Annotated in this window: 22 protein-coding genes; 17 read left to right on the top strand and 5 right to left on the bottom strand. The window is 70.3% G+C overall.

The genetic code is table 11. From position 1 onward, the window contains the following. Positions 1-27 precede the first annotated feature (27 nt). The 8 genes from G4D86_RS20000 to G4D86_RS19965 all read left to right on the top strand — a co-directional run bounded on the left by G4D86_RS20000 (position 28) and on the right by G4D86_RS19965 (position 9,719). Positions 28-1,929: a J domain-containing protein gene (locus G4D86_RS20000; RefSeq protein ID WP_163995597.1), complete on the top strand. Its 1,902-nt coding sequence runs from the start codon at positions 28-30 to the stop codon at positions 1,927-1,929. Between the two features lie 167 nt (positions 1,930-2,096). Beyond that, positions 2,097-2,858, top strand: a complete 762-nt coding sequence (locus G4D86_RS19995; protein ID WP_163995596.1) for a M57 family metalloprotease — start codon at positions 2,097-2,099, stop codon at positions 2,856-2,858. Positions 2,859-2,992: 134 nt separating this feature from the next. Continuing rightward, on the top strand, positions 2,993-3,640 hold the full coding sequence (locus G4D86_RS19990) for a polysaccharide deacetylase family protein (protein WP_163995595.1): 648 nt from the start codon (positions 2,993-2,995) through the stop codon (positions 3,638-3,640). Positions 3,641-3,697: 57 nt separating this feature from the next. Beyond that, positions 3,698-4,516, top strand: a complete 819-nt coding sequence (locus G4D86_RS19985; protein WP_163995594.1) for a L,D-transpeptidase family protein — start codon at positions 3,698-3,700, stop codon at positions 4,514-4,516. A 169-nt stretch (positions 4,517-4,685) separates the two neighbouring features. After that, on the top strand, positions 4,686-6,488 hold the full coding sequence (locus G4D86_RS19980; protein ID WP_240360362.1) for a DUF1549 domain-containing protein: 1,803 nt from the start codon (positions 4,686-4,688) through the stop codon (positions 6,486-6,488). Then, complete coding sequence (locus tag G4D86_RS19975; protein WP_240360361.1) at positions 6,488-7,549, top strand: hypothetical protein; 1,062 nt, start codon at positions 6,488-6,490, stop codon at positions 7,547-7,549. Before G4D86_RS19980 ends, G4D86_RS19975 begins: the two co-directional genes overlap by 1 nt. Positions 7,550-7,561: 12 nt before the next feature. Continuing rightward, positions 7,562-9,142 (top strand): DUF1501 domain-containing protein, encoded by a 1,581-nt coding sequence (locus tag G4D86_RS52165; protein WP_205519647.1) that lies wholly within the window; start codon positions 7,562-7,564, stop codon positions 9,140-9,142. 160 nt (positions 9,143-9,302) lie between these two features. Next, positions 9,303-9,719: a hypothetical protein gene (locus G4D86_RS19965; protein WP_163995591.1), complete on the top strand. Its 417-nt coding sequence runs from the start codon at positions 9,303-9,305 to the stop codon at positions 9,717-9,719. Positions 9,720-9,911: 192 nt separating this feature from the next. Here G4D86_RS19965 and G4D86_RS19960 read toward each other — a convergent pair whose 3' ends face one another. After that, positions 9,912-10,334: a ferritin family protein gene (locus tag G4D86_RS19960; RefSeq protein WP_163995590.1), complete on the bottom strand. Its 423-nt coding sequence runs from the start codon at positions 10,332-10,334 to the stop codon at positions 9,912-9,914. Between the two features lie 364 nt (positions 10,335-10,698). On the opposite strand from G4D86_RS19960, the gene G4D86_RS19955 reads away from it, so the two are divergent. After that, the gene (locus G4D86_RS19955) at positions 10,699-12,012 is read left to right on the top strand and encodes an alkaline phosphatase D family protein (protein WP_163995589.1); all 1,314 of its coding nucleotides are present in this window, start codon (positions 10,699-10,701) and stop codon (positions 12,010-12,012) included. Between the two features lie 54 nt (positions 12,013-12,066). Here G4D86_RS19955 and G4D86_RS19950 read toward each other — a convergent pair whose 3' ends face one another. Further along, positions 12,067-14,019 (bottom strand): carboxypeptidase-like regulatory domain-containing protein, encoded by a 1,953-nt coding sequence (locus G4D86_RS19950; protein WP_163995588.1) that lies wholly within the window; start codon positions 14,017-14,019, stop codon positions 12,067-12,069. Positions 14,020-14,167: 148 nt separating this feature from the next. Between G4D86_RS19950 and G4D86_RS19945 the strand changes: the two genes are divergently transcribed. After that, entirely contained in the window at positions 14,168-15,250 is a 1,083-nt protein-coding gene (locus G4D86_RS19945) for a glycoside hydrolase family 43 protein (protein WP_163995587.1), read from the top strand. 97 nt (positions 15,251-15,347) lie between these two features. Here the strand turns inward: G4D86_RS19945 and G4D86_RS19940 are convergent, their stop codons facing one another. Next, complete coding sequence (locus G4D86_RS19940; protein ID WP_163995586.1) at positions 15,348-15,644, bottom strand: hypothetical protein; 297 nt, start codon at positions 15,642-15,644, stop codon at positions 15,348-15,350. 113 nt (positions 15,645-15,757) lie between these two features. Next, the gene (locus G4D86_RS19935) at positions 15,758-16,027 is read right to left on the bottom strand and encodes a GlsB/YeaQ/YmgE family stress response membrane protein (protein ID WP_163995585.1); all 270 of its coding nucleotides are present in this window, start codon (positions 16,025-16,027) and stop codon (positions 15,758-15,760) included. Between the two features lie 283 nt (positions 16,028-16,310). Between G4D86_RS19935 and G4D86_RS19930 the strand changes: the two genes are divergently transcribed. After that, positions 16,311-16,595, top strand: coding sequence for a hypothetical protein (locus G4D86_RS19930; RefSeq protein ID WP_163995584.1), 285 nt, complete (start codon positions 16,311-16,313; stop codon positions 16,593-16,595). Positions 16,596-16,680: 85 nt separating this feature from the next. Further along, a complete protein-coding gene (locus G4D86_RS19925) occupies positions 16,681-17,061 on the top strand; it encodes a GFA family protein (RefSeq protein WP_163995583.1) in 381 nt (126 codons plus the stop codon). Positions 17,062-17,065: 4 nt separating this feature from the next. Here the strand turns inward: G4D86_RS19925 and G4D86_RS19920 are convergent, their stop codons facing one another. Beyond that, positions 17,066-17,557, bottom strand: a complete 492-nt coding sequence (locus tag G4D86_RS19920; RefSeq protein ID WP_163995582.1) for a hypothetical protein — start codon at positions 17,555-17,557, stop codon at positions 17,066-17,068. Between the two features lie 145 nt (positions 17,558-17,702). Here G4D86_RS19920 and G4D86_RS19915 point away from each other — a divergent pair, with 145 nt between their 5' ends. The 5 genes from G4D86_RS19915 to G4D86_RS19895 all read left to right on the top strand — a co-directional run bounded on the left by G4D86_RS19915 (position 17,703) and on the right by G4D86_RS19895 (position 24,439). Beyond that, the gene (locus G4D86_RS19915; RefSeq protein WP_205519646.1) at positions 17,703-18,908 is read left to right on the top strand and encodes a beta propeller repeat protein; all 1,206 of its coding nucleotides are present in this window, start codon (positions 17,703-17,705) and stop codon (positions 18,906-18,908) included. Between the two features lie 18 nt (positions 18,909-18,926). Further along, positions 18,927-19,184: a MoaD/ThiS family protein gene (locus tag G4D86_RS19910; protein ID WP_163995581.1), complete on the top strand. Its 258-nt coding sequence runs from the start codon at positions 18,927-18,929 to the stop codon at positions 19,182-19,184. A 193-nt stretch (positions 19,185-19,377) separates the two neighbouring features. After that, complete coding sequence (locus G4D86_RS19905; RefSeq protein ID WP_163995580.1) at positions 19,378-20,367, top strand: hypothetical protein; 990 nt, start codon at positions 19,378-19,380, stop codon at positions 20,365-20,367. Further along, positions 20,364-23,870: a hypothetical protein gene (locus G4D86_RS19900; RefSeq protein WP_163995579.1), complete on the top strand. Its 3,507-nt coding sequence runs from the start codon at positions 20,364-20,366 to the stop codon at positions 23,868-23,870. The genes G4D86_RS19905 and G4D86_RS19900 overlap by 4 nt, the downstream gene beginning before the upstream one ends. Further along, positions 23,867-24,439 carry a hypothetical protein gene (locus tag G4D86_RS19895; protein WP_163995578.1) on the top strand — a complete coding sequence of 191 codons (573 nt, stop codon included), beginning with the start codon at positions 23,867-23,869 and terminating at the stop codon, positions 24,437-24,439. Before G4D86_RS19900 ends, G4D86_RS19895 begins: the two co-directional genes overlap by 4 nt. The last annotated feature ends 34 nt before the right edge of the window (positions 24,440-24,473 follow it).

Below are 24,473 nucleotides of genomic sequence, written 5' to 3'. Positions count from 1 at the left end.
AGGACGCTGGTGGTAGAAGGACTGGGGATGAGCGCTTCCGACGCGCTGGTGCGCACCGGCGCACTCGTGCGCACCCAGACTGATGCCGAAGAAGCCGTCGCCGAGTCCGAGCGGCGGCTCCGCGCATTGCTCGAGACGATTTCCACCCTCGACCTGGAGGTGGAGACCCTCGCCTCGGAGCTGGCCGCCTTCTCCGCGCGCTACGAGCGCGAGCTGTCGGTCGCCTTCGCCCAGCTCGAGCGCCGCGAGCGCCTGGTCCGGCGGCTCCAGGCGCTCCAGGACGAGCTGGTGCGGCTCGACGCGGAGCTGCGTGCGCCGCAACCGAAGGTGTCCGGCCGCAAGTCGAGAAAGAAGTCCGCGCGGTCGCATCAGGCCGACAGGGAAGAGGTGGAAGGCGAGCGCCCCTGGACGCCCGGAGCCACGCTCGACGACGACGTGCCCGAGCCGCTCTCGCCCCCTCCCGACCTCGCGTCCGAGGCGCAGACCCTCAAGCGGCTCTATCGCAAGCTCGCGCGAATGCTCCACCCGGACCTCGCCCGGACGGAGGAGGAGCGGCACCGGCTCCACCAGTTGATGGTTCAGGTCAACCTCGCCTTCGAGCGGACGGACCGGACCGCGCTGGAGCTCTTCCTCGTCCGCGTGGACCGGGGCGAGCTGCTCGACATGTCCGTGTCCGTGGACGAGCGGCTCGCGCACGTGGAGCAGCGCATCGCCGCCCTGACACCCGTTCGCCGCTCGCTGCTCGCGGACCTCGACCGCTTGCGAGCGACGTCCACCTTCCGGCTCCATGCCGAATGGACGGGGCTCCAGGAACTGGGCCGCGACTCCTTCCAGGAGACCCTCACCGAGCTCGCCGAGGACGCCGAGCGCACGATGCGCGACGCCCTGGCGCGCATGGGCCGACTCGACCGAGCGGCCCGGGAGCTGACCGCCTTGAAGCCCTCGCTCACCGAAGCGAAGCCGGAAGGGGCGCTGCGCACCTTCGACCCCATCCTCGAGAGTCCCCTCGTGCGCAAGGGCGCTGAGCGGCTCGAACGCCGAAGGGCCTCGTCCGAGGCCCGCACGCTCGCGCAGACGCTGGAGGATGCGGTGGAGCAGGCCCCATGGGAGGCCACGCTGGTGTTGATGGCCTTCTTCGCCGAGCGCGCGGGGCGTCCACCCGATGCGCTCTCGAACCGGGAGGGCTGGGCCGAGCGCTACGCCGCCATGACCGCGGCGTGGCCGGAGGCTCCGGCCTTCGAGGAGCTGCTCACCCGGTTGCCACCTCCCCTCGAGCTCGGGCTGCGCCTCCAGGGTGGGAAGGTGCGCTTCGGGCTCCAGCTCAAGTCGGTCGAGTTGCTCGCCGGAGTGCCCATCGCGCTCGAGCGCCGCACCGTCGCGATGCTGGCGCAGCGGGTGCTCGCGCACCTCGGCCCGCGCGAGCAGTGCAAGGGCTGTGGTGCGGACGTCTTTCTCGTCCACCTGCTGCGCACCCGGGGCCTGGATGAGCTCAATGGCCTGGTGTGCCCGGCCTGCGGCCACGTCGCCAAGAGCTACTTCCTCTTCAACTGGTCCGAGGGCCAGGAGGCGCTCCTACCCTTCGCGCTGAAGGCCGGCCTCGTCGACGAGGTGGTGGTGAAGCTCGCGGGCAAGGGCATTGCCTTCCAGCTCGTGCCCGTGTCGCGCGAGGCGCTGACAGTGGGAGCGCTCAAGCAGCTCTTCACGGACCTGTACCTCAAGCCGTACGGCATCGCGGCGGAGCCCGCGGACCTGGTGGTAAAGGCGGGGGCACGCGCGCTGAAGGACGAGGCCCGGGTCGAGGCGCCCGTGCTGACGCTCGGCATCCGCAAGGCGGACCGGGACTCGCTCGCGCCCGCGCTGGCCGGGGACGCGCAGGAATTGGTGGCGCTGCTGCGCTCGCGCATCGAGCGCCGCTTCCGGCCGGGCTAGCTCCGGCGTGGGCGACGCAGCGCCGGAGGGTCCCGTTCTCATTTTACCGTTTAGTCAGAAATGACCCGCTTTGCGGGTAGGGGGTTCGAATAAAGTCTGTCTTCCGCCCAGACGCTCCCGTGTCGGGAGCGTGGGAAGAACCGCTTCAGAACTGGAGGGAGACCCGCATGTTCAAGAGAACGGCAGTCCTCGTGGTGAGCTGTGGTGCGTTGCTGACCGCCTGCGGTACCGACGCCGACGCGCAGCTCGAGAACGAGGAGATCATCTCCAACCTCATCGAGGCCGGGTATCCGGCCGACACCATCATGGTTGCCGAGGGGGCCGTGTACGTGGGGCGCGACGCTCACGTGTCGCTCGAGGCGTCCCGGGAGCTGCTCCAGCGCGGCGAAGGGAGCGCGGAGCAATACAGGACGAACAACCTGGTCGACACCTCCGTCGTGAAGAAGATCTGCATCAACCCCACCTCCACGTTCAACAGCTACATCCGGCTCAGCCAGGGGCTCGACCTGGCCATCCAGAACTACAACGTCCTGGGGCTCAGCTTCACCATGGCGCGAGGACCGACCACCGGCTGCGACGCGAACATCACCGCGCAGGTTACGAGCGGTGCCGGCGGCTCTTCGGGATTCCCCTCGGGTGGCCGTCCCTACGGAGTCATCAACATTGGCACCGGGCTGATGAGCTACAGCCTTGACGTGAACGAGCACCTCATCACCCACGAACTGGGCCATACGCTCGGTTTCCGCCACACGGACTTCTTCAACGCAGCCAGCTGCGGCGGCAACGAAGGCTCCTCGGGCGTGGGTGCCATCCTCATCCCCGGGACGCCGACCTCGGACCCGTCGTCGCTCATGAACTCCTGCTTCAGGTCGACCTCGACCGGCGAGTTCTCCCAATACGACATCGTTGCGCTGAACTACCTCTACTGAGAGTTGGCGCTCCTGTGTTGGGCGCGTGAACAAAGCCAGGCCAGAAGTACGGGAGCCAGACCTTCTTCGTGCCGCTGTTCGTCTGACCTCTGGACGCCCCGGGTTATCCGGACGCCGGAAGAAAGGTCTGACGAATGAACCCCACACCTGGTGCCATCCTTACCTTCGATGACGGCCCGCTCGACGACAAGGGCAGGGATTGGGCCCTGAAGACCACGCTGGACATCCTGGATGCCCAGCGCATCCAGGGTGTCTTCTACGTGCTCGGCGAAGAGGTGCAGAAGCAGCCGGCGCTGATCAAGCTCATCGCCGAGCGCGGCCACATCCTCCAGAGTCATGCCTGGAGCCACGTGGCGCTTCCCAAGCTGCCGGAGGCGCAGCTCTGCCAGTCGCTCCAGCGGACGCAGGACCTCATCTTCCAGACCGCGGGCGTGCGCCCCAACCGGCTGCGGCCGCCGTACGGCGCCGGGTGGGTGGGCCCGAAGTGCCCGGTGCTGCTGAAGGTGGCGGCCGAGCTGGGCCTGCAGCTCACCGGGTGGGACGTGGACACCAACGACTGGAAGGCCCCCCGCGGCCTGGCCGACACGCAGAAGTGTTATCCGTCCCGCAAGCGCTGGAAGGGGCTCTACGGCAGGCAGGGCCAGCCGCTGGACATGCTCATGCACGTGAATCAGGCCACGGCCAGGGACCTGAAGAACTTCATCCTCGGCCTCCAGGCGGAGGGGTGGGAGTTCCGCTCCTACGGGGATGCGCCGCAGCGGCCTTCCGTGGCGGTCGCCTGACGGCGCTGGCCTTCGCCCCCGGGTTGTTTCCGCGCTTCACCACGCACGAGGAATCCCATGTCCACGACTCCCGCTGATTCCACCACCCTCCGCAATGGCCGCTTCGCCGCCGAGCCCGAGCTGACACAGGTGCTCACCGGCCGGGCGACGCTCGGCCGCAACGCCAGGGGCATGGGCGCGCAGTCCGTGCAGCAGGCCCTGCTCGACATGGGCTTCAGCCTGCACGGCGGCGCGGATGGCGCCTTCGGTCCGCAGTCGCTCAAGGCGGTCCGCAACTTCCAGGTGCACGCCCAATCTGCCTTCTCCGACGTCCAGCCCACAGGCGTGGTGGATGCGGCCACCCTGCGTGCCCTCGACACGCTTGCTCCGCTTCCGAATCAGCGCGGCCAGCTGCACAACGTTCCGGTGCCACGCTACGACGGCACCCCGCTGCGCGTGCTGGTGGTGAAGAACGAGCACCGGACCTTCCTCTTCGACGCGCAGGGCGGGCTGCAGGGCATCTTCGGCAACGCCGTGGGGGCGAGGGCCACCCCGACAGACAGGGGCCTGAAGAAGGTCAGCGCGAAGCTGGGAGCGGCGGCCGCACGGGCCCTGGGCCTGAAGCTGTGGGGCGGTCTCGTCTACGGCCCATGCATCATCGACCTGTCATGGGCGGATGGCTCCCGCTCGGGCGAGGAGCTCCACGGCACCAACGCGCCGACACGGCTGGGCGAGGACGTCTCGCACGGGTGCATCCGCCACGACAACGCCGCCATCCTCGTCCTCTTCGAGGCCGTCAAGGTGGGGGACTGGGTGGCCGTCGTCGACAGCGTGCGAGATGCCCGCCTGGGCGCTCCGGCCTCCTCCTCCCGGGAGCCTCTTCCCGGCGTCGCCTGATAGAGGCGACGTTCAGTCCATTCGGGTTGCGGACGCGCGCGCTTGATTTCTTTTGCATTGAATCTTCGCGTCGCACGCGAGCTCCTCTGGGCGGACATCCTTTGCCTCGAAAACATTGGCCCGGTAATGTCCGTGGATGCACTGGCACCTGCACTTGAATCGCGCGGCCGTGCTGACCGTGCTGTTCGTGGCTTCCGGCCTCATCGGAGCCGACGCGCACGCCCAGCAATGCACTCCCGAGCCGCCTCCGGTGGTCGAGCCTCTCCATGACGAGCTGAGCGGAACGCGGCTCCTGCGGCGCATCGTGCTCGGGCTCACGGGGACGACGCCGACCGTCGAGCAGTACGAAGCGATGGCGGCCGCGGCCACGCCTGAAGCGCGCGAAGCGCTCCTGCGCTCGGCGCTCGATGACGTGCTTGCCTCGCCGAAGTTCTACGAGCGGATGCTGCGCTTCGGACACGAGTGGCTCGCGGTGGGCGCGTACACCACCGGCGCTTCTGGCGACGCGTATCAGGGCGACATGTCCGGGCACCTCTTCAAGTGTCCCGCCAACAGCCAGCACCCGGGCGCGTACTACCACGTGAACGAGTTCGGCTCGGGGGACCCGGGCAAGCAGTGCACGGACCAGGATGCAGCCGGCAATCCCGCCGTGCCCGAGGTGCACCCGGTCGAACCGTGGTGGGCGCCGGGAACGACGGTCGAGGTGCTCGGCAAGGCCGGCTCCGCCGTCACCCAGGTCCTCGACGTCAATGGGAAGGCGCTCGACTGCGGCGTCGCGAACGGCGGCTACTACGACCCCATGCTGCCCACCGGGTGCGGCTGCGGACCCAATCTGGTCTGGTGCTCGCCGCTCGCGGGCCTGGGCAGCGCGAGCAACCACGACCTCGGTGTGCAACGGCGCCATCCGTACGAGGAACCCGCGCGCCTGCTCGCACACCTCGCGTGGCACGACCGGCCGCTCTCGGACCTCGTCCTCGGCAACTACTCGGTCGGAACCAACTGGCTGCGCGCGCTGTACGTGCGCTTCGGCCGGCAGATGGGCAGCAACGCGCTGGACGCGAACACCACGTGGTGGCGCCCGGACGCGGACACCGCACCTCGAGACCCGCTGCACCCGGCGCCGAATGACCCGCAGGCGTGGCGCGAGTTCGTGGTCGAGGACCTGGAGCCCTTCCACCTCGCGCTCACCAGCGACGGGGCCCGCTCCGGCAGCCTCGAGCGCACCTACCGCTTCGACCCCCGCACCACGACGGAAGCGCCGAAGGGCCTGCCCACCGCCGGGGTGCTCACCATGATTGGCGCGCTGTCCTCATTCCCTCGCGAGCGCGTCCGGGCCGCGCGCTTCCTCGAGATGTTCGCCTGCCAGACCTTCTCGCCGCCTCCCTCGGACGTGCACTTCCCTCCGTATGAGGTCGACCCGGCGACTGGCGGCACGTGCCTGCACTGCCACAAGACGCTCGACCCCGCGGCCATCTCCTTCAAGCGGTGGGACTTCACCCCGTTCCCCAGCTACTACGTCCCGTGGCCCTTCCTCCCGGGCGTGGGAAAGAATCGCATCACGAAGGAGTGGCTGTCCGGGCAGTACCCGCACATCGGCACCTCGCCGGGATATCGCTGGAGGAACGCGTTCCTTCCCAACACCCTGCTGACTCCCATCACCCCCGAGCAGCTCAAGGCCAATCCGGAAGCAGTGCTGCTCGACACGATGCCCGAGTCGTACACGCTGCTCGGTGAGCACGGTGACGGCACGATGGGCCCGCTCGGGTTCGGAAAGCTCGTGGTCCGCTCCGGCGAGTTCGACCGCTGCGCCGCGCGCAGGCTCTACGCGATGTTCATCGGCCGGGAGTTGAACCCGGCGACGGAGAAGGGCTTCATCGACAAGCTCGCCAGGGAGTTCGTCGCACGCGACCGCAAGCTCCGGCCCTTCCTCCGCTACCTCTTCGAACAACCCGAGCTGCGGAGGGGCCTGTGATGAGCCCGTTGCGACAGTGGCAGGGAGCCGTCGTGCTGGCCTCCCTCGCGCTCACCCTGACGGCCTGCTTCGGGGAGAGCACGGCCCGCTCGAATGACACGCGGGACGGCCAGGACGCGGAGCCGGACGGTGGCGTGAGCTGCGCGGCAGCCGGAAAGAATGACGAGATACGGCTCGCGCTCGCGCCCGCGTGCGAGGGCTGCCACCTCACCGGCAACAAGCCGTTCTTCGCCTCGCTCGCCGCGTTCGAGAGCGGGCTCGTCTACAACGAGAAGTACGTGAAGCGCGGGGACCCCGGCAACAGCATGCTGGTGCAGCTGCTCGAGGGCGCCGCGCCTGGAAGCTATCCCCAGATGCCGCCGGGGCAGCCCTACAGCGAGCTCGTCGCCAGCGGCCGCGTCACGCTGACCATCGAGCAGGTGGAGGCCTGGATTCGAGACCTGCCCGCGCCGCCAGGGCAGCTGGAGACTCCGTCGCCGGAAGAGTTCACCGTCCGCCGGCTGTCCGCCGAGGAGATGGTCGTGAGCCTGATGGACCAGCTCCGGCTCACGCTCGAGGACTTCGTCAGCACCAGCGACCCCAACTGGCGCAACAAGGCGTACGTGGTGAATGGCGGCAAGCTCTTCGTGTGGCCCGGGGACAGGGCACCCGGCATCTCGAACGAGTACGTCTCCGACTCGCGCAGCATCGAGCGATTCGAAGCGCTCGGCGGCGGCAACTCGCTCCTGTACCGCAAGCGGGACGTGGGCTTCGGCCCCTCCGCGGCGCAGACGCTGGTCCAGATGTCGCAGGCCTGGTGCGCCCGCGCGGTGGACAAGAAGAACAACCCGGCGGTGCTGCGCCACGTGACGCTCGCCGACACCTCCACCCGCAACCCGGACGCGGTGCAGAAGAACCTGGGCGCGCTCTACCTGCGCATGCTCGGACAGCCGCCTTCGGAAGCGGAAGCGAAGGCGCTGTACGAGCAGGTCTACCTCCCGCTCGAAGCGCAGAACACGCGCCTCGCCTGGATTGGCGTCTGCGCGGCGCTCATCCGTCACCCGCTGTGGATTACCTACTGAGCCGAGGACACCATGACGAACACCTCTCGTCGGACGCTGCTCAAGTGGGCCCTTGGCGCGGGACAGTTCGCGCTCCTCGAGCGCGCGGGGCTCCTCGGCTCGGGCACCGCGCACGCCGCGGACCTCGACGTGCCCTCACGGCTCGCGGTGCTCTACATCCCGGGTGGCTACCGGCCGGCGTACTACTTCACGCCCATGGAAGACGCGGAGATTCCGCTCTGCGTCCCGGCGCCCTCCAACTACAACGGCGAGCCCGTCTTCTTCGACGCGGGCAAGGTGGTGAACCTCGCGCCGTCGAATGGCCCCTACAAGCCGCTGCGGACCTGGCAGTCGTGGAACCCCCAGGACCCCGCCGCGCGCGGCGCCTTCAGCCCGCTGATGTACGGCTTCTCGCACTACGCGCTGCATGAGCAGTTGAGCGTGCTGCACGGCATCGACCAGGGCACCAACGACCACTCGAGCGCGTTCATCTCCGCGATGTGCGGCGTCGCCGGGGCGGACTTCCGGGCGCCCGCCGTCCATTCGGTCATCGCGAATCACCTGTTCGAGAAGCATCGCGAGAGCAGGCCGCTGCCATTCGTGGTCGTCAGCGGCGAGCGCGGCACGCCGCTCGGGATGGGGCTGCCCTCGCACGCTTCGCCCGTTCGCGTTCCGTCCATCGAGGCGCTCAAGCCGATGCTCTCCGCGAAGCCCGCGGACAACCCCTGGTGGACGGGGCTCGATGCGCGCACCGAAGGCCCGGAGCTGGACGCGCGCGGTCGGCCCACCGGGGGCACCCTGAAGACGACCACGGTGGAGCGCTTCTCGCTCTCGCGCGCCCAGCAGTTGATGGGCAGCTCGACGGCGAAGGTGGACAACTACCTCGAGGGCCTGCATGGCTCGCTGTCATCCGTCTCGCGCGTGCTCGCGACGGATGTCGTGTCCGTGCTGGAGGGGACGAAGGGCATCGACGCGCTGAAGACGAACCGTCCCGCGTACCTGGCGAGCTACCTGTCGAACCAGTCATTCACCTACACCTTCGGCGGCGCGAACTTCCACCTCACCGGGCTCGACCCTCGGATGGACCTCGCGCTGCGCCTGCTCAAGTCGGACCTCTGCACCTCGGTGCACGTCTCGCTGCAGCTCGACTTCGATACCCACAACGGCCTGGGGCATGGCTACAGCTGCGCGCACGGCCGCGGCCTGATGGACTGCGTCGCGCGCTTCATGGGCGAGCTCAAGGCCACGCCTGCTCCGGGCAAGCCGGGCAAGACGCTGCTGGATGACACGCTCGTGCTGGTGATGAGCGAGTTCGGCCGCAGCTGGGCCTCGCGCGGAGGCGACGGCACCTACGCCCTGCCGGATGACCACCACCCCTTCACCTCGGTGTGCTTCGCGGGCGGAAACGTGGCCGGCAATCGGCAGGTGGGCTCGTATACCCCGCGCGGGCTCGGCGTCCCGGTGGACCTCATCGAGGAGAACGGTCAGCCCTCGAAGCGCGTGCCCAGGTCCGCGGACGCGGTGACCACCGCGCTGCGCATCATGGGCATGGAGATGCACGACTTCTTCATCCCCGGCGGCTACGGAGAGGTCGTGGGGATTCGCAAGGCGTAGGAGGCTTCGGACCAGGTCGTTCGCGTTGCCGGCAGCCTGTTCAAGCCCCGGCCGACCAGCTGGGCGTCCACCCCCTGGTGCCACCGTTGAAACCTGAGGCCGCCGCGCCCCAGCTTGCCAGGGGTCAGGGGATTCCCCTCCCCGGAAAGAGCTGGACGACATGAGAACTCGAAAGACGGTGGTGCTCCTCGGTGCGCTGGGCGCACTGGGTTTCGGCATCGGTTGCGCAGGTACCAAGGAAGCGGGCAAGGACGTCGGCGCCGCCTTGCCCGGCGTCAGCCAGCACCGGGACGGCCTCGTCACGAAAGTGCAGGGCGAGAACATCGCCGTGGCCGACGCCAACAATCCCAACGAGCCTGTCGCCTGGTTCAAGGTCGGCGCCGATACCAAGATTGAGCGCAATGGTCAGCGGATGGAGCTGAGCCAGCTCTCCGAGGGAACCCCGGTGCGGGTCTCCTTCGAGCCGGCCACCGGCGCCGAGAAGACCTCCAAGATTGAAGTCCTCACTGGCGACAAGGCCCAGGAGGTGGAGCAGAAGTCTCAGGGCGAGCACCCGACCACGCCGCCGAGCCCGTAGCACGGACACCCGCAGTGGGGCGCGACACCCTCACCCCAGCCTTCTCCCGGAGGAGGCGGGGTGTGGGTGGCCTGCCTGGCCGGACGGATGAAGCCCGGTCCCGTGGGGCGAGGCACGCTCGGCGTCAGGCCTGGGGTGACTCGCCCGGCTGCTGCCCCACCTCGCGCTCCACGAGCTGCTTGCGCACCTCGTTCAGTGCAGGACCTGCCTGACGGCCCGGAGCCGCTCCAGCGTGGCGCGCTGTGCCGGGAGCAGGCGCTCCTCGACGAAGCGGCGATCCTCGGCGTCGAGCTCGTTCAGGTAGCGCTCGTAGTCCTGGAGCTCGAACTGCTCCCCCTCCTCCAGGATGTCCACCACGCTGCGGTCTGGGATGGCCTCCGTCATTCCCGGGATGCGTCCGAAGCCCTTGCGGCTGGGGACCTCCCTGGGCGTGACGCCATGCGCTTCGATGAAGGATTTGAGTTCCTCCACGCGGCCCTGATGGTCCCGGTAGCAGGCGTCGAGTCCTTCCCTGGCCTTCGGGCTCTTCACCACGCTCAACACGCGCTTGTAGGCCTCGACGGCGGTGCTCTCCTCCCTCAGGAAGGAATTGAGCCTATCGACCGACTGCTCCATGGCAGTCCTCCTCGGGTGGTTTCAAATCTGGCAACGCAACGGACTGGCGCAGTTCTCGGCGGTGCGGTCCCCATCCCGGCCCCACGCCCGGCTGGGGGCGGTCTTGGGCGTGACGTGGAACTGGCGCGCCGCTTCCTGGCGCAGGCGGCCCACTCCGGAGTCGCGGAGGCGCGGGCCGAGCTGGAGCGGCTCCCCGTCAGCTGACACCCCGCAGAGGCTGTCCGGGGCGACGGGCAAAAAGCAGCGATTATTCTTTTTTCAAGATGACGGGCGGGTGCGGGCCCTCTCTTGCGCGGGAGAAGACCTCCCTTCGACAGGCGTTGCCACCCCCTTGGGCACGCCTGCGCTGCCAGAGGAGACAATAATGATAAAGAATTCCGTGCCCGGCGTGCTGCTGGGTGTGTTCGTGGCCATCGGCCTCGTGGTTCCCACCCTCGCGCATGCTTTCGCCGCGCCCCTCGTGCGAGTCCCCTTCGTGGGCCGTGCCTGGCAGACCGGCGCGAGCATCTGGGTGGGCACCGCTGATTCCTACGGGGACGCGACCAGTGAGAAGCTGACCCTGCGCGCCCGCGAGGCGTCCGCCTGTGAGACCTGCTGGGTGTCCACGGTGGAGATGACGGAGACGGGAACCGGCGGCGGCTTCCGCGCCTGGAAGGGCGTGGTCGAGGGCCTGAAGCCAAACACGAAGTATCACTATGGAATCTTCGCCGCGGGCAGCACCACCGAGCGCGGTGGCTTCTATTTCATCACCGAGCCGGATGGGCCGGCGCGCTTCAAGGTCGGCGTCGCGTCCTGCATGAACGGCGAGAAGAATCCGAGCCAGCCCTCGTGGGACATCATGCACGAGCAGCTCAACACGGGAGAGGCCAACTTCCAGATTCTCTCGGGGGACAACATGTACACGACGCAGAGCCCCCCTACGAAGGACCACTACTGGTTCAAGTACTTCCAGCAGCGCGCGGTGCCGCAGTTCACGAACGTCTTCCGCGCCTTCCCGACGTTCGCCACCTGGGATGACCATGACTACGGCCCGAACGACGAGGATGGCACCTTCGCCCAGAAGGACTTGTCCCGCTCGGTGTACGCGGCCCTCTATCCCCACCCCGAGTTCGCCGGAGACGGCATCAACTACAAGTTCACCTGGGCCGGGGATGCGAACGCGGTCGGCGGCGTGGAGTTCTTCATGATGGATGACCGCTGGGGACGCGACTGCCCCAGGTCCATGCCCGCGGGGTACTCGCCGAAGATGTACGGCGCGACGCAGTTCGGCTGGCTGAAGACCTCGCTGCTGGCCTCGAAGGCGACCTTCAAGGTGATTGTGAATGGCTCCACCCTGGGCAGTGAGTGCTGGGGAACCCAGAAGCAGGCGCTCTTCGACCACATCGTCGAGAACAAGATTGGCGGAGTGCTCTTCGTGACGGGTGACATCCACCGGAGCCTGGTCACCCAGCGCACGCCCTCGGGGGGCTACCCGCTGTGGGAGATCACCTCGTCTGGCATTGGCGTCTCCGCCGACCCGGCGGAGTACAGCTTCGGCATCATGGAGTTCAACACGACGCTGGCGGACCCCACCGTCACGCTCAAGGTCATCAACAACCCCCAGCAGCGCTCGACCATCACCGGCGCGGGCGTCACCGTCTCTACGACGGTGGTGAAGCGCTCGCAGCTGTCGAACTGAGGACGGCTTCGACGCGTGAGCTCCTCCCGGGGCTTTTCCTGGGAGGAGCTCGACTCAATCCCCCGCGCCCGAGCCCTCCATCATCACCTCCACATTCGTCGCGGGCACCACCACCTCCACGTCTCGCGGCGGATGGCCGAGCTTCTCCACCCGCAGTCGCAGTCGTCCCGGAACCAGGCCCGACAGGGTGAAGCGACCCTGGGCATCCGTGAGGACGCCGCCCACGCTCGTTCCCTCCTCCAGGACGCCCACCTCCGCCTCACCGATGGGCAGTCCCCGCTCATCCCGGACGCGGCCGGACAGCGTGAGGCCCTCGCGCAGCACCAGCGTGACGGGCACGGCCTCCTCGTCCCACGCCTCCACCGGGACGGGCTCGGACGTGAGATAGCCCGGGGCCCGCACCTTCGCGATGTAGCTGCCCGGAACGAGCCCCCCGAAGTGGACGCCGCCCCGGGCGTCCGTGCCTTCCTCCCGCACCGTCTCCCCGCGCCCCTCGCCCACCAGCGAGAGCGAGACAGACGCTTCCTCCACGGGCGCCCCGCGCGCGCCGTACACCTTCACGGCCACCGCCGCCGCGGGCGACAGGGACAGCTGCAGCGGCTCGCTCTGGGGCAGCCGGACCTCCCGTGCCACGGGGAGATACCCCGAGCGCTCGACGCGCAAGTCATAGGTGTCCCCCGTGAGCTCACGCACCTCGAAGCGCCCATCCGCGCCCGTGCGCACCTCCGCCGCCCCGCCGCGCCCGGGCCCCATGAGCTCGATTCGCGCGCCCTCCAATCCGAGCCCCTCGGGTCCGAGCACGCGGCCCGCCAGCACGGCCTCCAGCGGCAGCGCGACCTCGACTTCCGTCACGGTGCCTATGTCCACCGTGACGGTCCGTTGCACGGCCCCATGGCCCGGCGCCCGGACGATGAGGACCTGGGGGGCCGGCAGCAGCGGCGCGGCCCGGAAGTGGCCCACGCCCTCCTCGCGCCAGCGGGCCTCCGGCGCGGTGGGAGACTGGACGCTCGCGCCTGCGAGCTCCCGGTCCGAGCCGGCCTCCACCACCCGCACGTGGAGCCCGCCCGCCGCCTCCAACTCCACGTCGATTCCCGAGGTGTCCTTGCTCAGCGGCTCCAGCACCCGCTGGCCCACGCCCGTGGCGCTCTCGGCGCGCAATTCGGCGCGTCCGCAGTCGAGCCCCTCCAGCACGAAGCGTCCCGCGCCGTCGGCCCGCGCCTCCGGGCCTCCTGCTTGCGACGTCACCCTCGCCCCTGGTGCTGCAACGCCACGCTCGAGCACCCGTCCCTCCACGCGCAGCGCGCAGGGCAGCGACACGGTGGCGGGCCTGGACGCGGGAACGAGCAGCACCCGCTCGCCATGGGCCGCCGCGCGGGCCCACACGGCATAGCGCGCCTGGAGGAGCAGCCCGTCCACCTCGAAGGCGCCCGTCTCGTCGCTCTCCACCTCCCGCAGGAGCCGCACGGGCGCGAGGCTCATCACGGTGATGCGGGCCCGGGCCACCCCACCCACCGCGTCCACCACCTGGCCTTTCAGACGCTCACCGTCCGTCACCACCAGGCGCACCCAGGAAGGGCCTGGCTGCACCTCCATCGCGAGCGCCGCGGGGCGTCCGCCCACCTCGGCCAGCAGGTGGTAGCGGCCCTCGGGCACCCGCAGCGCGAAGGCCCCGTCCGGGCCCGTGGGGGTGGTGGCCCGTGCGGGTGTCTCCAGCGCCCCCGAAGCCACGCGTCGCTCCAGGTCCTCCTGTGTCTCCGTCGGCCCGGCCTCGAAGGCAAGCACCTGGGCGGCCACGGGTCTGCCAAGGGCATCCTGGACCTGGCCGCTCAGCACGGCGCTCTCACTGTCCGTCAGGTCTGTCGCCGAGGAGCCCGGGCCCGTAGCGGTGCCAGGCACCCGCGCCTCCGCGGACGTCCTTCGTCCAGCGGAGCCGCCGGACATGAAGGCGACCCCGAGGAGCGCCAGCAGCAGGAGCAAGGCACCTCCGGCGACGAGCCCGTACCGCATCGGAAGCCCTCCCTTTTCGGTGCGCGCCCGCATGCTCCTCGGAGGGCGCGGACTCGCAAGAATCTCAAAAATTCGGCGTGTTCATTTTGAGTGAGATTCCGGGGAGGGACTTCCCTCCAGGAAGGCGAAGACCCCTCTGGAGGCTCCCATGAAGCGATGCTCCGCCGCTGTCCGTTCCCTCTGCCGGCTGGTGATGGCCAGCACCCCCACCGCAGCCGTCGTCCTCGCCGCCTCCCTGGGGAGTGCCATCCCCGCCTGGGCCGCGCCGCCGCTGCCGGTCTACGCACCCACCAACGGGTTCCCCGACCCCTCCGTGACGAGCGAGAGCGGCCAGTTCTACGGCATGGCGACCGGCAGCAACGTCCCCTCGGCGTTGGGCGACATCGCCTCCGGGCCCTGGACGTCCCAGGGGCCGGCCCTCAGTGCGAAGCCCTCCTGGGCCACCAGCAGCGGCATGTGGGCCCCGGACCTCGAGCGCATCGGCGCGAACGAGTGGGTGCTCTACTTCGCCGCCCCGGTCGACGGGCTGGACAGTGGCCAGCGTTGCATCGGAGCGGCCACCGCCAGCACGCCCCTGGGGCCATTCACCCCGGTCTCCGGCGGGCCGCTGGTCTGCCCGGGGCTGGCCAGCACCCCCACGGCGGACGACACCGTCCCGGGCCGCCCCATCTCCACCGCCGGTGTCATCGACCCGTCCGGCTTCAAGGACAGCGATGGCACGCGCTACCTGCTCTACAAGACGCAGCAGCTGCCGTCGTCGCTGCGCGTCGTCCGGCTCAACGCGGCCGGCACCCACGTGTTCAGCGGCGCCACCAGCCGCCAGTTGCTCCGCTCCGACCGCATCGTGGAGAACCCCGTCGTCGTGAAGCGGGCCGGCTCCTACATCCTGTTCGCCTCGCGCGGCCCGTATAACAAGTGCAGCTACGAGAGCATCTGGATGCGGGCCTCCAGCCTGGCCGCCAATGCCTTCAACACCGTCACCCAGCACACGCTGCTCACGCCCGGAAGCACGGATGGGGTGTGCGGTCCCGGCGGCGCGGACATCGCGGCGGCGCTCGACGGCGGACAGCGCATCTTCTTCCACGGCTGGCTGTGCGGCAGCAGCCCGTGCCCGACGGGCTTCGACGCGCAGACCGATACCGGGGGCCGCAGGGGAATGTACGTCGGCGTGCTGGGCTGGAACTCCAGCAATGACCCCGTGGTCAACCTGTTCCTCAATCCGGGGGACTGAGGCTGGAGCTGGTTCGCGCCCTGCGTTGGGCAGCGAAGCCCCCGTGGCGCCGACAAGGTGCCACGGGGGGCTTGCTTTCGAAGACGCGCTCCAGTTGCTATTCGATGGAGCAGGTGAACTCGCTGACGAGCTTCTGGTAGTTCGTGACGATGCCGCTGTCGATTCGCGGCTGCCAGCACCGGCACTGGATGTAACCGACGACGTTGATGAGCTCGGGCTCGGCGTAGAAGTTGACCCGCCAGTTCTTGTCGCTGCACCAGATCACCGCATCCTCGCGGGACTCGAGGTTGGACGCGTCTTCCACCGCGTCCATGTCCGCCTCGGCGCCGCCACAGCCGGCCGCGAGGAGTCCTGCCGCCAGCAGCACACCGCGGATGAGCTTCTTTGCCTGCATGGGTCGCTCCTGCTTGGGGTGAACAGCCCCGCCAGCTTAACACTGGAATAGCAGGCTATGACGTAGAGTCCTGGAAGTCGGGCCCGGGCATGAGTGGGCGAGGCCGGCGCGCGTCAGGCTCTGCGGACCGTGGACGAGCGGATGAGTCTGAGCACCAGTAGCAACACCACCGCTCCGATGAAGGCCACGAAGATGGTTCCCGCGAGCCCACCGAAGGGCGCCCCCGTGCCGAGCGCCCGGAAGATGAACCCGCCGAGGAACGCGCCCACCACGCCCACCACGATGTCGCCAATGACGCCGTAGCCCCCGCCCACCACGGCCGACGCGAGCCATCCCGCGATGAGGCCAATGACCGCCCACAACAGAATCGTTTCCAAAGACATCTCATCCCTCCTGAAGTCCGTTGGAGGGAACATGGGCACGGTTCGTCGCCTAGGCACTGCCGCTCTCCCGATGAGCAGGCGAGCGGACAGGCGAGCCTTCGGCCTCTGGCCTGCCCGGAGGGTCAGGACGCCGGTCCGGCTGCGCGACGAGGTGCGTCGGACGACTGGCGCCGTCCTTCCGCGCGAGGGGAGGCGAGACGAGCGACGCCCTGGGGGGCGGCTCCTCCGAGCCGGTGGTATGTCGTGGCGCATGGCCCCCGTCGCCCCGCTTGGCAGGAATCACGTGCTCGCGCTGCTTCGCGCGGGAAAGCTGCCGTTCTCCTTCGGCTCACCGCACCCGTTCGTCGCCGTCCTCGCGCAGGACGGCGTCTTCCGGGTGCGGGAGCTGGTCGTCGATACCGGTGAAGCCGAGGCGGCCGCCAGGGTCGCCATGGCCGAGAGGGGCATGTGGATGCCGGAGCAGCACTACGCGCTCGGCAAGCCGACGGGCCGCGTGTTCATCGAGGCGCCTACGCGCGACGCGCTCGCCGAGAAGATAGAGGCGTACCCGTGGCCGCGGGAGTGGTGACGCCCGCGCGGAGTCGCCGAGGGCCGTTGGACAACCACCCCGTTTGAAGCTCAGCTCGCCTCTGCGACGAAGAAAGGAGTGCGCCATGCACAAAGGATCCTGCCTTTGCGGGGCCGTTACTTTCGAGGTCTCCGGTCACCTGCATCCGCCCGATGCCTGCCATTGCTCGCAATGCCGCAAGCAGTCAGGTCATTTCTGGGCGTCCACCGACGTTGCCCGTGCCGCCCTGACGCTTCACGGTGCCGACAAGCTCACCTGGTTCCGCTCTTCCGAAAAGGTGCGACGAGGGTTCTGCTCCACCTGCGGCTCTTCACTCTTCTGGGACCCGATTCACAAGGACACGATTTCCATCGCCATGGGCGCATTCGACCTGCCCACCGACACCCGGCTGGCGATGCACATCCACGTGGCAGACAAGGGCGACTACTACGAGATTGCGGACGGCGTGCCGCAGAACCCGCATTAGGTCGCTACTTCGCGCGCTCGGCCTTCAGCTCCGTCTTCTCGTCAACGACTTCACCGACCTTGACCACCTCGTATTGAGGGAAGGGGTCGGGGAACGGCGGCGTCTCGCCGTACCGTCCCTCGAGCCAGAGCGCGCAGCGCCTCGCCTCCCGGCCGCACTTCTGCGCGATTCGCTCGCTCAGCGGGACGCCCAACGCGAGGTCCGTCACCCGCAGCTCGACATCTCCGACGCGCACTCGCTCGAAGCGGTGGCCCGGCGCTCCGAGCTCGATGACGATGGGCAGCCGAAGACGCTTTCCCCGGTGGGCCTCGAGCCAGGCCGTGAGGCCCGCCGTGTCGGTGACGGGCGGCCCCGGTTCGAACTCGTAGACGGGCTCCGGGTCGCCCTTGCGCATCGGGCGACGCTCCTTGTCGGTCACGTCGTCTCCCATCTCGGGCCCTCCCTTGGATGTCACGCAGCCGCAGAGCAGCATGATGAGCACGGCGCATCGGGTCATGGACCGCCTCCGGCCCGCATCCTCGCACCGCTCTCACGGCGTTTGAACCCCGGCCGCGCGCTTCTGGAGGCCGTGCCGTTCCTCTACATTGCGTGCTCTCGATGAACACGGCGCCTTCGCCGCCCCCACGGAGGAGCAGCACTTCATGGACGTCACCCGGAAGCTCGCAGCGGGTTTGAAGAAGCGGAAGGCGGCGACGGAGCGCGCCCCACGGCGCGGCGCCCAGGGTCGCGTGCTGGTGCTCGTCGCGACGCGCAAGGGCGCGTGGCTGTATCACGGCGATGCCAGACGGCGGACGTGGCGCGTGGACGGGCCTCACTTCCTTGGCCACATCATCAGCCACGTCGTGCTCGACCCGCGCGATGGCCGCACGCTCCTGGCGGCGGCGAAGACGGGGCACCTCGGGCCCACCGTCTTCCGCTCCATGGACTTCGGGCGCACGTGGAAGGAGGCGGCGCGTCCGCCGGCCTTCGCGAAGGCACCGGAGGGCGAGAAGGGCCGCGTCGTCGACCACACCTTCTGGCTCACGCCCGGCCACGCGAGCGAGCCGAAGGCCTGGTACGCGGGGACCTCGCCGCAGGGGCTGTTCCGCTCCGAGGACGGAGGCGTCAACTGGGAGCCCGTGTCCGGGCTCAACGACCACCCGCGGTACCGGGCATGGATGGGCGGCGAGCAGGACGGCACGCCGGACGGGCCGAAGCTGCACTCGGTCATCGTGGACCCTCGCGACGCCGCGCACCTCTACATGGCCATGTCGAGCGGCGGCGTGCACGAGTCGACGGACGCGGGCAGGAGCTGGGCGCCGCTCGTGCGCGGCATGGAGGTCGTCGAAGGCTTCGACCCGGCGAACGTGGGCTTTCACGACCCGCACTGCGTGCGCCTGTGTCCGAGCAACCCCGACCGGCTCTACCAGCAGAACCACTGCGGCATCTATCGCCTCGACCGGCCGTCGAGTGAGTGGACGCGCATCGGGCGGAACATGCCCCGGCGCGTCGGGGACATCGGCTTCCCGATGGCGGTGCACCCGCGTGACGAGGACACGGCATGGGTCTTCCCCATGGACGGCACGACGGTGTGGCCGCGCACCAGCCCGGGCGGAATGCCCTCCGTGTACGTCACGCGCAACGGAGGCAAGCGCTGGCAGCGCCTGGCCTCGGGGTTCCCGGAGAGCCAGGCCTGGTGGACGGTGAAGCGCCAGGCGATGTGCGTGGACACGTTGGACCCGGTGGGCCTGTACTTCGGCACCACGAGCGGTGAGCTGTGGGGCAGCCGCGACGAAGGCGAGCGGTGGACGTGCCTCGCGCGGAACCTCCCTGAAATCTACGCGGTGGAAGCCGTCGAGCTGGCCTGAGCCGAAGGGGAGAGCGTCATGAAGGTGCTGATTCCCAGTCCGCTCCTCTCGTACACGCGCAGGAGCGAGGTCGAAGCCGAAGGCGGCACGCTCTCGGAAGTGCTCGCCGACCTCGACCGTCGCTACCCGGGCCTGCGCTTCCGCGTCGTCAACGAGCAGGACCAGATGCGCCCGCACATGCGCTTCTTCGTGAACGGCGAGCAGGTGTTCGACCTGGAGCGCGCGCTGCGCCCGACGGATGCCGTGCAGCTCGTCCAGGCGCTCAGTGGTGGGTGAGGAACCACTCATCGGGCAAGTGAGGCCGTGCGAGCCATCCACTTGCCTGGCCCGCGCGTGAGCAGGTGGAACGGGCACCGCCAGCGGGAGGGGAGTCCTCTTTGACGGCCTCGCCCCGCGGGGCCCCCTGTTCCTGGTTTGCCGCGCGTCCTGTCTATAGTTCCGGACCTGGATGCCTCCCACGCGCCCTCCCATGCCCATTGCCGCCCCGGTGCCACCCTTCGGAGGCGCCCCTCGACTCGACTGCCAGGGCCCTCCCGTGGTGGCACTCGATGCGCCGGATGGATGTTTTCTCGGCACCGAGGAGGGCGAGTGGCTCCCGGTGGGCGCGGACGGGCGCCCGCGCTCCGTGCCCGCGCGGCTCCAGCCGCACTCCGCCGCGCTGGTGACGGTGGAGGGTGAGCTGTTCGTGGCCACCTACGCGGGGGAGCGGGCGCGCCTGCGCGATGGGCACTGGACGCACCTGCCGGGCGAGCCGGTGGTGCTGGCGCTGGTGGAGACGGCGGCGGGCACGGTGATGGGGGACGCCGCGGGGAACCTCACGTGCCTGGAGCCGGGAGGCCACACTCGCGTCCTCGCGGTGGGTGAGCCGGTGACGGCGCTGGCCACGGCCGGGCATGGGCTCGCGGTGCTGGGCTCGCACGGCTCCCTCGGAATGACCTCCTGGCCGGTCGAGCCCGGCGGCGTGCTGCGCGAGGTGGCTACCTCACCGGTGGACGGACCCTGGGCGCTCTTCCGTGCCGGGGGCGAGCGCATCGGCGTGCTGGGCCTCACCCGCGCGGCCCTGGTGTACCCCTACGAGCAGAAGGTGGTGGCCCCTTCCATGGCCTTCCCCGAGGGCATCCGGGACATCGTGATGCTCCAGGGCGGTGCCACCGGCTATTGCCTCCTCACCGACCCGGGCGAGCTGTGGCTGCTGGATGGGGAGCTCGGCTCGCCTTCCCGCGTGGGACTGCCGCGGGGCGCCGGGGCCATCGCGGGCCTGCGGGCCACCGGGCACGGCGGCGTTCTGGTGTGGACGGTAACCGGCGAGCTGTATGCCGTGCAGCCCTCGCGGCGGGTGCGTCAGGTGCTCGCCGGTGGCGTGGTGCTCGCCTATCCGGCCCCCGCTCCCGAGCGCGCGGTGGCGGTGAAATGGAGCGCCACCGAAGGCGCGTGTCTCGAACAGGTGGACCTCTCATGAATCCGGCCCACGTCAACTGGCAGGCGGCGCTGGCGGCGCTGGGCAGTGCGGCCCCGGGAACGGGGACTCCCCGGGAGCTGGTGGCCGAGGTGCTGGCGCTGGCGGCACGCGGCTCCGGTGACTACGCCGACGCGGCGGGCTGGCTCGCCGGGGCGGTGAAGCTGGAGCCGCTCAACCCCCTGCACCGGATGCGGGTGGTGCTGCACCACCTGCGGTTTGGCGCCCATGCCGAGGCGCTCTCCGTGCTGGAGCGCCTCCCGGCCTCCGTGCGGGAACTCCCGCTCCCCGGCTACCTGAAGGCCCTGGCCGAGCTGCGCGGCGGCGAGGCCCGGCGTGCCGCCAACATCGCGGGCTCGGTGCTGTCGCTCCATGCCGGCCACTCGCTCGCGCGCTTCCTCGAGGCCGAGGCGCAGCTCATCAGCCAGCCCAAGCGCATCGAGAAGGCCTTCTCGTCGCTCCCGCGCGAGCCTTCCCTCGCGAGCCTCTGGGCGGACCTGCTCGTGAAGGCGCTGGTGTCGCGCCCGGCCGAGCTGCTCAGGTCCGTGGAGCAGCAGCTCGAGGTGCGCAAGGTGCTGCCGAAGGGCTCACCGGAAGAGGCGCTGGTGCGGCGCGCGCTCGCCTGGAGCTCGGCGCCGCTGGAGTCCTTCGAGGCGGAGCTGGAGGCGCTGCCGCCCGGCTCGCGCGCGGAGGAGCTGGCGCTGCTCGTCTTCAACCAGCGCGCGGCCACCGTCGACAAGGACGGCTCCCGGCTGAAGCTGCTGCGCGGGCTCCACGCGCACGCGCCGGAGCGCAAGGCGGTGCGCAGGCTGTACGTGGCCGCGCTCACCGGGCGCGCAGTGGAGGAGGCGGCCGCCGAGCGCTACCCGGCCGCGCTGCGTCTGGTGGAGGCCTGCCTCCGGATGGAGCCGCATGAGCCGCTCCACCGACAGAACCGGGCGGCGCTCTTCACGCTGATGGGCGACGCCGAGGCGTACCACGACGCCTGGGAGGACCTGGAGCGCCACCACTACCGGTTGGCCCTGCTGGGACAGCTCACCCCCGCGAGCGCGCTCGCCATGGCCCGCCCGCACCGCATGTTCGCCCGCCAGGCCCGGCTCACGCCCGAGGCCGCGGGCGGTGCGCCCCTCCGGCTCGGCGTCTTCCGTCCCAGCGACGCGAAGGCGGGGGAGGAGCCCGGCCTGGAGGTCAACCAGCAGCGGCTCGACACGGACCCAGAGCAGCTCCGCCAGTGGCTGCACCACCGGCGCGCCGAGCTGACGTTCGAGCACCTGGCGCTCGGGCCCGAGCCGGAGCGCTTCCTGCTGGGGCCCGAGGACCCGAGGATGGCGCTCGCGCGCCTGGAGGGACTGGCCCTGGGCGCCGAGTCACTGGCGGTGCTCGTCGACGGAGAGGGGCGGCTCCTGGCGGACATGCTCACCGGGAGCTGGCGCGAGCTCGCGAAGGACCTGCGCACGCGCTACACGCGCGAGGGGGCCGGCCCGGAGGTGCAGGCGCTCCGGGCGCGCCACCTGGAGTCGTTCGCGGACCTCGCGCTGCTGTGCCGCGCCTGGGAGCCGGACGCGGCGCGCCCGGACCTGGTGGAGGAGCTGCTGGAGTTCCTCCGCGCCGAGGCGCCCTTCTTCGATGAGGCCACCTTCGCACCGGTGCTCGCGGACCACGAGTCGCCGCCGTCCTGGACGGTGAAGGTGCTCCAGGCCTACGTGCGGCACACCTTCGCCCAGCCCGAGCGCGAGCTGCGCCTGTCCGAGGCGCAGCGCCGGGAGCTGTCCGAGGGGCTCGCGGCGGAGGTGCTGCTCAACCTGGCGGTGAAGCGCTTCGAGGCGGCCGCCACGCAGGAGCAGCTGGAGCAGGTGCTGGAGGGCGTGGACCGCGCCCGCAAGGCGAACCCCCAGAGCCTGCGGGTGGAGTTCTGGGCGGCGCGCATCGCGCTCCGGGGCGACTACCTCGAGGAGGCCAAGGCGGCGCTGTCCCGCTTCCACGCGCTGTCGCACGGCACGGAGAACCCGTACCAGCGCCACGTGGAGGAGCTGCAGAACCACCTCGCCGAGCGGCAGAAGGCGGCGGGGAAGGGCGCGCGGCGGGCCGGTGGGCAGGGGACGCGGGCGGGGGCGCCCGCCGAGCGCCGTGCCGAGGAGCTGGAGGCGGAGATTGAACGGCTGCCCACCTCGGTCCAGCTCTACGAGGAGCTGGCACACGCGCTCGCCGCCAGCGGGCACTTCGACGCCGCGCTGGAGTGGTCCGAGCGCGCCATTGCCCGGTGTCTCTCGCGGCAGGGCCAGCTCCGGGCGCGGGCGCTGAACCTGGAGCTGCTCGGCCTGCGCGCGCTCTGGGGCCCGGCGCCCACCGCGGTGCAGCTGTACCTGTCCGGCTCCCGGGGCGGCGCGCTGGACGCCATGAAGGGCGTGCCCGGGCAGGACGCGCCATACCCGCTCGACTACGTGCGCGGCATGTGCCTGCTCGCCGCGAGGCAGCCCGAGGCGGCGCAGGCGAGCTTCGGCCAGGCGCTCGCGCGCTGCGAGCGGCACCTCCACCTCGCCGTGCTGCGGCCCCTCGCGCAGTGCGTGGAGGAGGCGCTGCTGGAGCAGCTCCGCCGCGCGGTGGAGGACGCGCTCCAGGGCGGCGCCCACGCGGACGCGCTGCGCGAGGTGGCCCAGACGCTGCCGGAGCTGAAGCAGCCCGAGGCCTGCCTGCTCGAGCTGGTGCGCATCCAGCTCTCCGAGGCGGCGAGCACGCTGGGCAGCGAGGGCGCGACGGCCCCGCTTCCGGCTCTCGGCGTCGTGGCCCCCTGGGCGGCGCGGCTCCGGGATGCGGCCGCCCTGCCAACGCCGCTCGCCCGCGCGCGCCGGCTGGCGGAGCTGGCGGCGGAGCTGCACGCGCCTTCCGGGCGTGACGCGCAGGTGATGCTCCGGAAGCTGGAGCTGCTGGAGCAGAAGGCGAAGAGCGCGGCGGCGCTGGCCGAGTCGGGCCGGCTGCTGCGGCAGGGGAAGCTGGAGGCGGCGCTGGCGGCGCTGGACGCGGCGGGCGAGGGCGCGGAGGGCGAGGCGGCCATCCTGTGGCAGCGCGCGCTCCTCTCGCTGCGGCTGGAGCGCTTCGCCGAGGCGGACCACGCCGTGGCGCGCCTCGAACACTCGAGGGAGGGGGCCGCCCGGGAGTGGCTGCTGCGCTACCCGGAGCTGGCCTTCCGCCAGCGGCTGTCCGTCATCAACCGGCTGCTGCGCCAGGACGACAGGGACGCCGCCGCCGAGCTGATTGCCAGCACGCGCGCTCCGGGCCGGGAGCAGGAGCTGGAGCTGGCCTACTGCCGCGCGTTCTGCCTCGCGTTGAAGGCCTACAAGCACCGGAGTGAGGGCGAGCGCAAGGAGGCGGTGGCCGCGCTCACCGAGGCGCTGGACGTCGTCGAGCCGCTGCTCACCGCCGCGCGCGCGGCCGGGATGACCCGGCTCGCCGAGCTGCAATCCAGGCTGGACCAGGACCTGGCCGCGCTTCAGGAGGAGGCCCGATGAGCGACGTATCCGGACGCAAGCGCCCACGCCCTCGCGCGCGGGTAGTGATTGACCCTGACAATGCGTACGCCCAGCTTGGCGTGTCGCCGCTCTCCTCCACCGAGGACATCAAGGCGCTGCTCAATGACAGGCGCGCCAGTGCCATTGCCCGGCGCCGCTCGCGAGGGCAGCAGCAGTTCGGTGCCGAGGAGGCGGAGATGGCCCGGCTGCAGAAGCTGGAAGCGGAGATTGGCACCCCCAGGGCCCGGGTCGCGTATGACCGGGAACACCCGCAGAACGAGCTGCTCACCGTGCAGCGGGGGCCAGGCGACCGCCGGCTGGAGCCACGTCACGCACTCGGCGTGGTGACGGCGTGGCTGCAGGACGAGCTCGGCTCCACCGTGGCGCTGCCTTCGCCAGACAGCCTCCCGCTCTGGGCGCCCGGCGGAATCTCCCCGGAGCTCGCGGGCGCGCTGGCTCCCTTCGAGGCGGACGCGCCGGATGAAGGCGGGCGCACCGGCGTGGGAATCGCGCCTGGGGCCGGGCCAACCCTCCAGGGCGAGGAGCTAGGCAAGCTCTCGGGAAAATGAGAGTCTTTGCGCTCTCCAATTCGCTTCGAGGGGG

The organism is Pyxidicoccus caerfyrddinensis, assembly GCF_010894405.1.
Taxonomy (GTDB): Bacteria; Myxococcota; Myxococcia; order Myxococcales; family Myxococcaceae; genus Myxococcus; species Myxococcus caerfyrddinensis.
This window is presented reverse-complemented; position numbering and strand designations above follow the sequence as displayed.

Coding starts and splice junctions, on each gene's coding strand:
- G4D86_RS20000 (WP_163995597.1), top strand. CDS start 28: ATGAGCGCTTCCGACGCGCTGGTGCGCACCGGCGCACTCGTGCGCACC.
- G4D86_RS19995 (WP_163995596.1), top strand. CDS start 2,097: ATGTTCAAGAGAACGGCAGTCCTCGTGGTGAGCTGTGGTGCGTTGCTG.
- G4D86_RS19990 (WP_163995595.1), top strand. CDS start 2,993: ATGAACCCCACACCTGGTGCCATCCTTACCTTCGATGACGGCCCGCTC.
- G4D86_RS19985 (WP_163995594.1), top strand. CDS start 3,698: ATGTCCACGACTCCCGCTGATTCCACCACCCTCCGCAATGGCCGCTTC.
- G4D86_RS19975 (WP_240360361.1), top strand. CDS start 6,488: ATGAGCCCGTTGCGACAGTGGCAGGGAGCCGTCGTGCTGGCCTCCCTC.
- G4D86_RS52165 (WP_205519647.1), top strand. CDS start 7,562: ATGACGAACACCTCTCGTCGGACGCTGCTCAAGTGGGCCCTTGGCGCG.
- G4D86_RS19965 (WP_163995591.1), top strand. CDS start 9,303: ATGAGAACTCGAAAGACGGTGGTGCTCCTCGGTGCGCTGGGCGCACTG.
- G4D86_RS19960 (WP_163995590.1), bottom strand. CDS start 10,334: ATGGAGCAGTCGGTCGATAGGCTCAATTCCTTCCTGAGGGAGGAGAGC.
- G4D86_RS19955 (WP_163995589.1), top strand. CDS start 10,699: ATGATAAAGAATTCCGTGCCCGGCGTGCTGCTGGGTGTGTTCGTGGCC.
- G4D86_RS19950 (WP_163995588.1), bottom strand. CDS start 14,019: ATGCGGTACGGGCTCGTCGCCGGAGGTGCCTTGCTCCTGCTGCTGGCG.
- G4D86_RS19945 (WP_163995587.1), top strand. CDS start 14,168: ATGAAGCGATGCTCCGCCGCTGTCCGTTCCCTCTGCCGGCTGGTGATG.
- G4D86_RS19940 (WP_163995586.1), bottom strand. CDS start 15,644: ATGCAGGCAAAGAAGCTCATCCGCGGTGTGCTGCTGGCGGCAGGACTC.
- G4D86_RS19935 (WP_163995585.1), bottom strand. CDS start 16,027: ATGTCTTTGGAAACGATTCTGTTGTGGGCGGTCATTGGCCTCATCGCG.
- G4D86_RS19925 (WP_163995583.1), top strand. CDS start 16,681: ATGCACAAAGGATCCTGCCTTTGCGGGGCCGTTACTTTCGAGGTCTCC.
- G4D86_RS19920 (WP_163995582.1), bottom strand. CDS start 17,557: ATGACCCGATGCGCCGTGCTCATCATGCTGCTCTGCGGCTGCGTGACA.
- G4D86_RS19915 (WP_205519646.1), top strand. CDS start 17,703: ATGGACGTCACCCGGAAGCTCGCAGCGGGTTTGAAGAAGCGGAAGGCG.
- G4D86_RS19910 (WP_163995581.1), top strand. CDS start 18,927: ATGAAGGTGCTGATTCCCAGTCCGCTCCTCTCGTACACGCGCAGGAGC.
- G4D86_RS19905 (WP_163995580.1), top strand. CDS start 19,378: ATGCCCATTGCCGCCCCGGTGCCACCCTTCGGAGGCGCCCCTCGACTC.
- G4D86_RS19900 (WP_163995579.1), top strand. CDS start 20,364: ATGAATCCGGCCCACGTCAACTGGCAGGCGGCGCTGGCGGCGCTGGGC.
- G4D86_RS19895 (WP_163995578.1), top strand. CDS start 23,867: ATGAGCGACGTATCCGGACGCAAGCGCCCACGCCCTCGCGCGCGGGTA.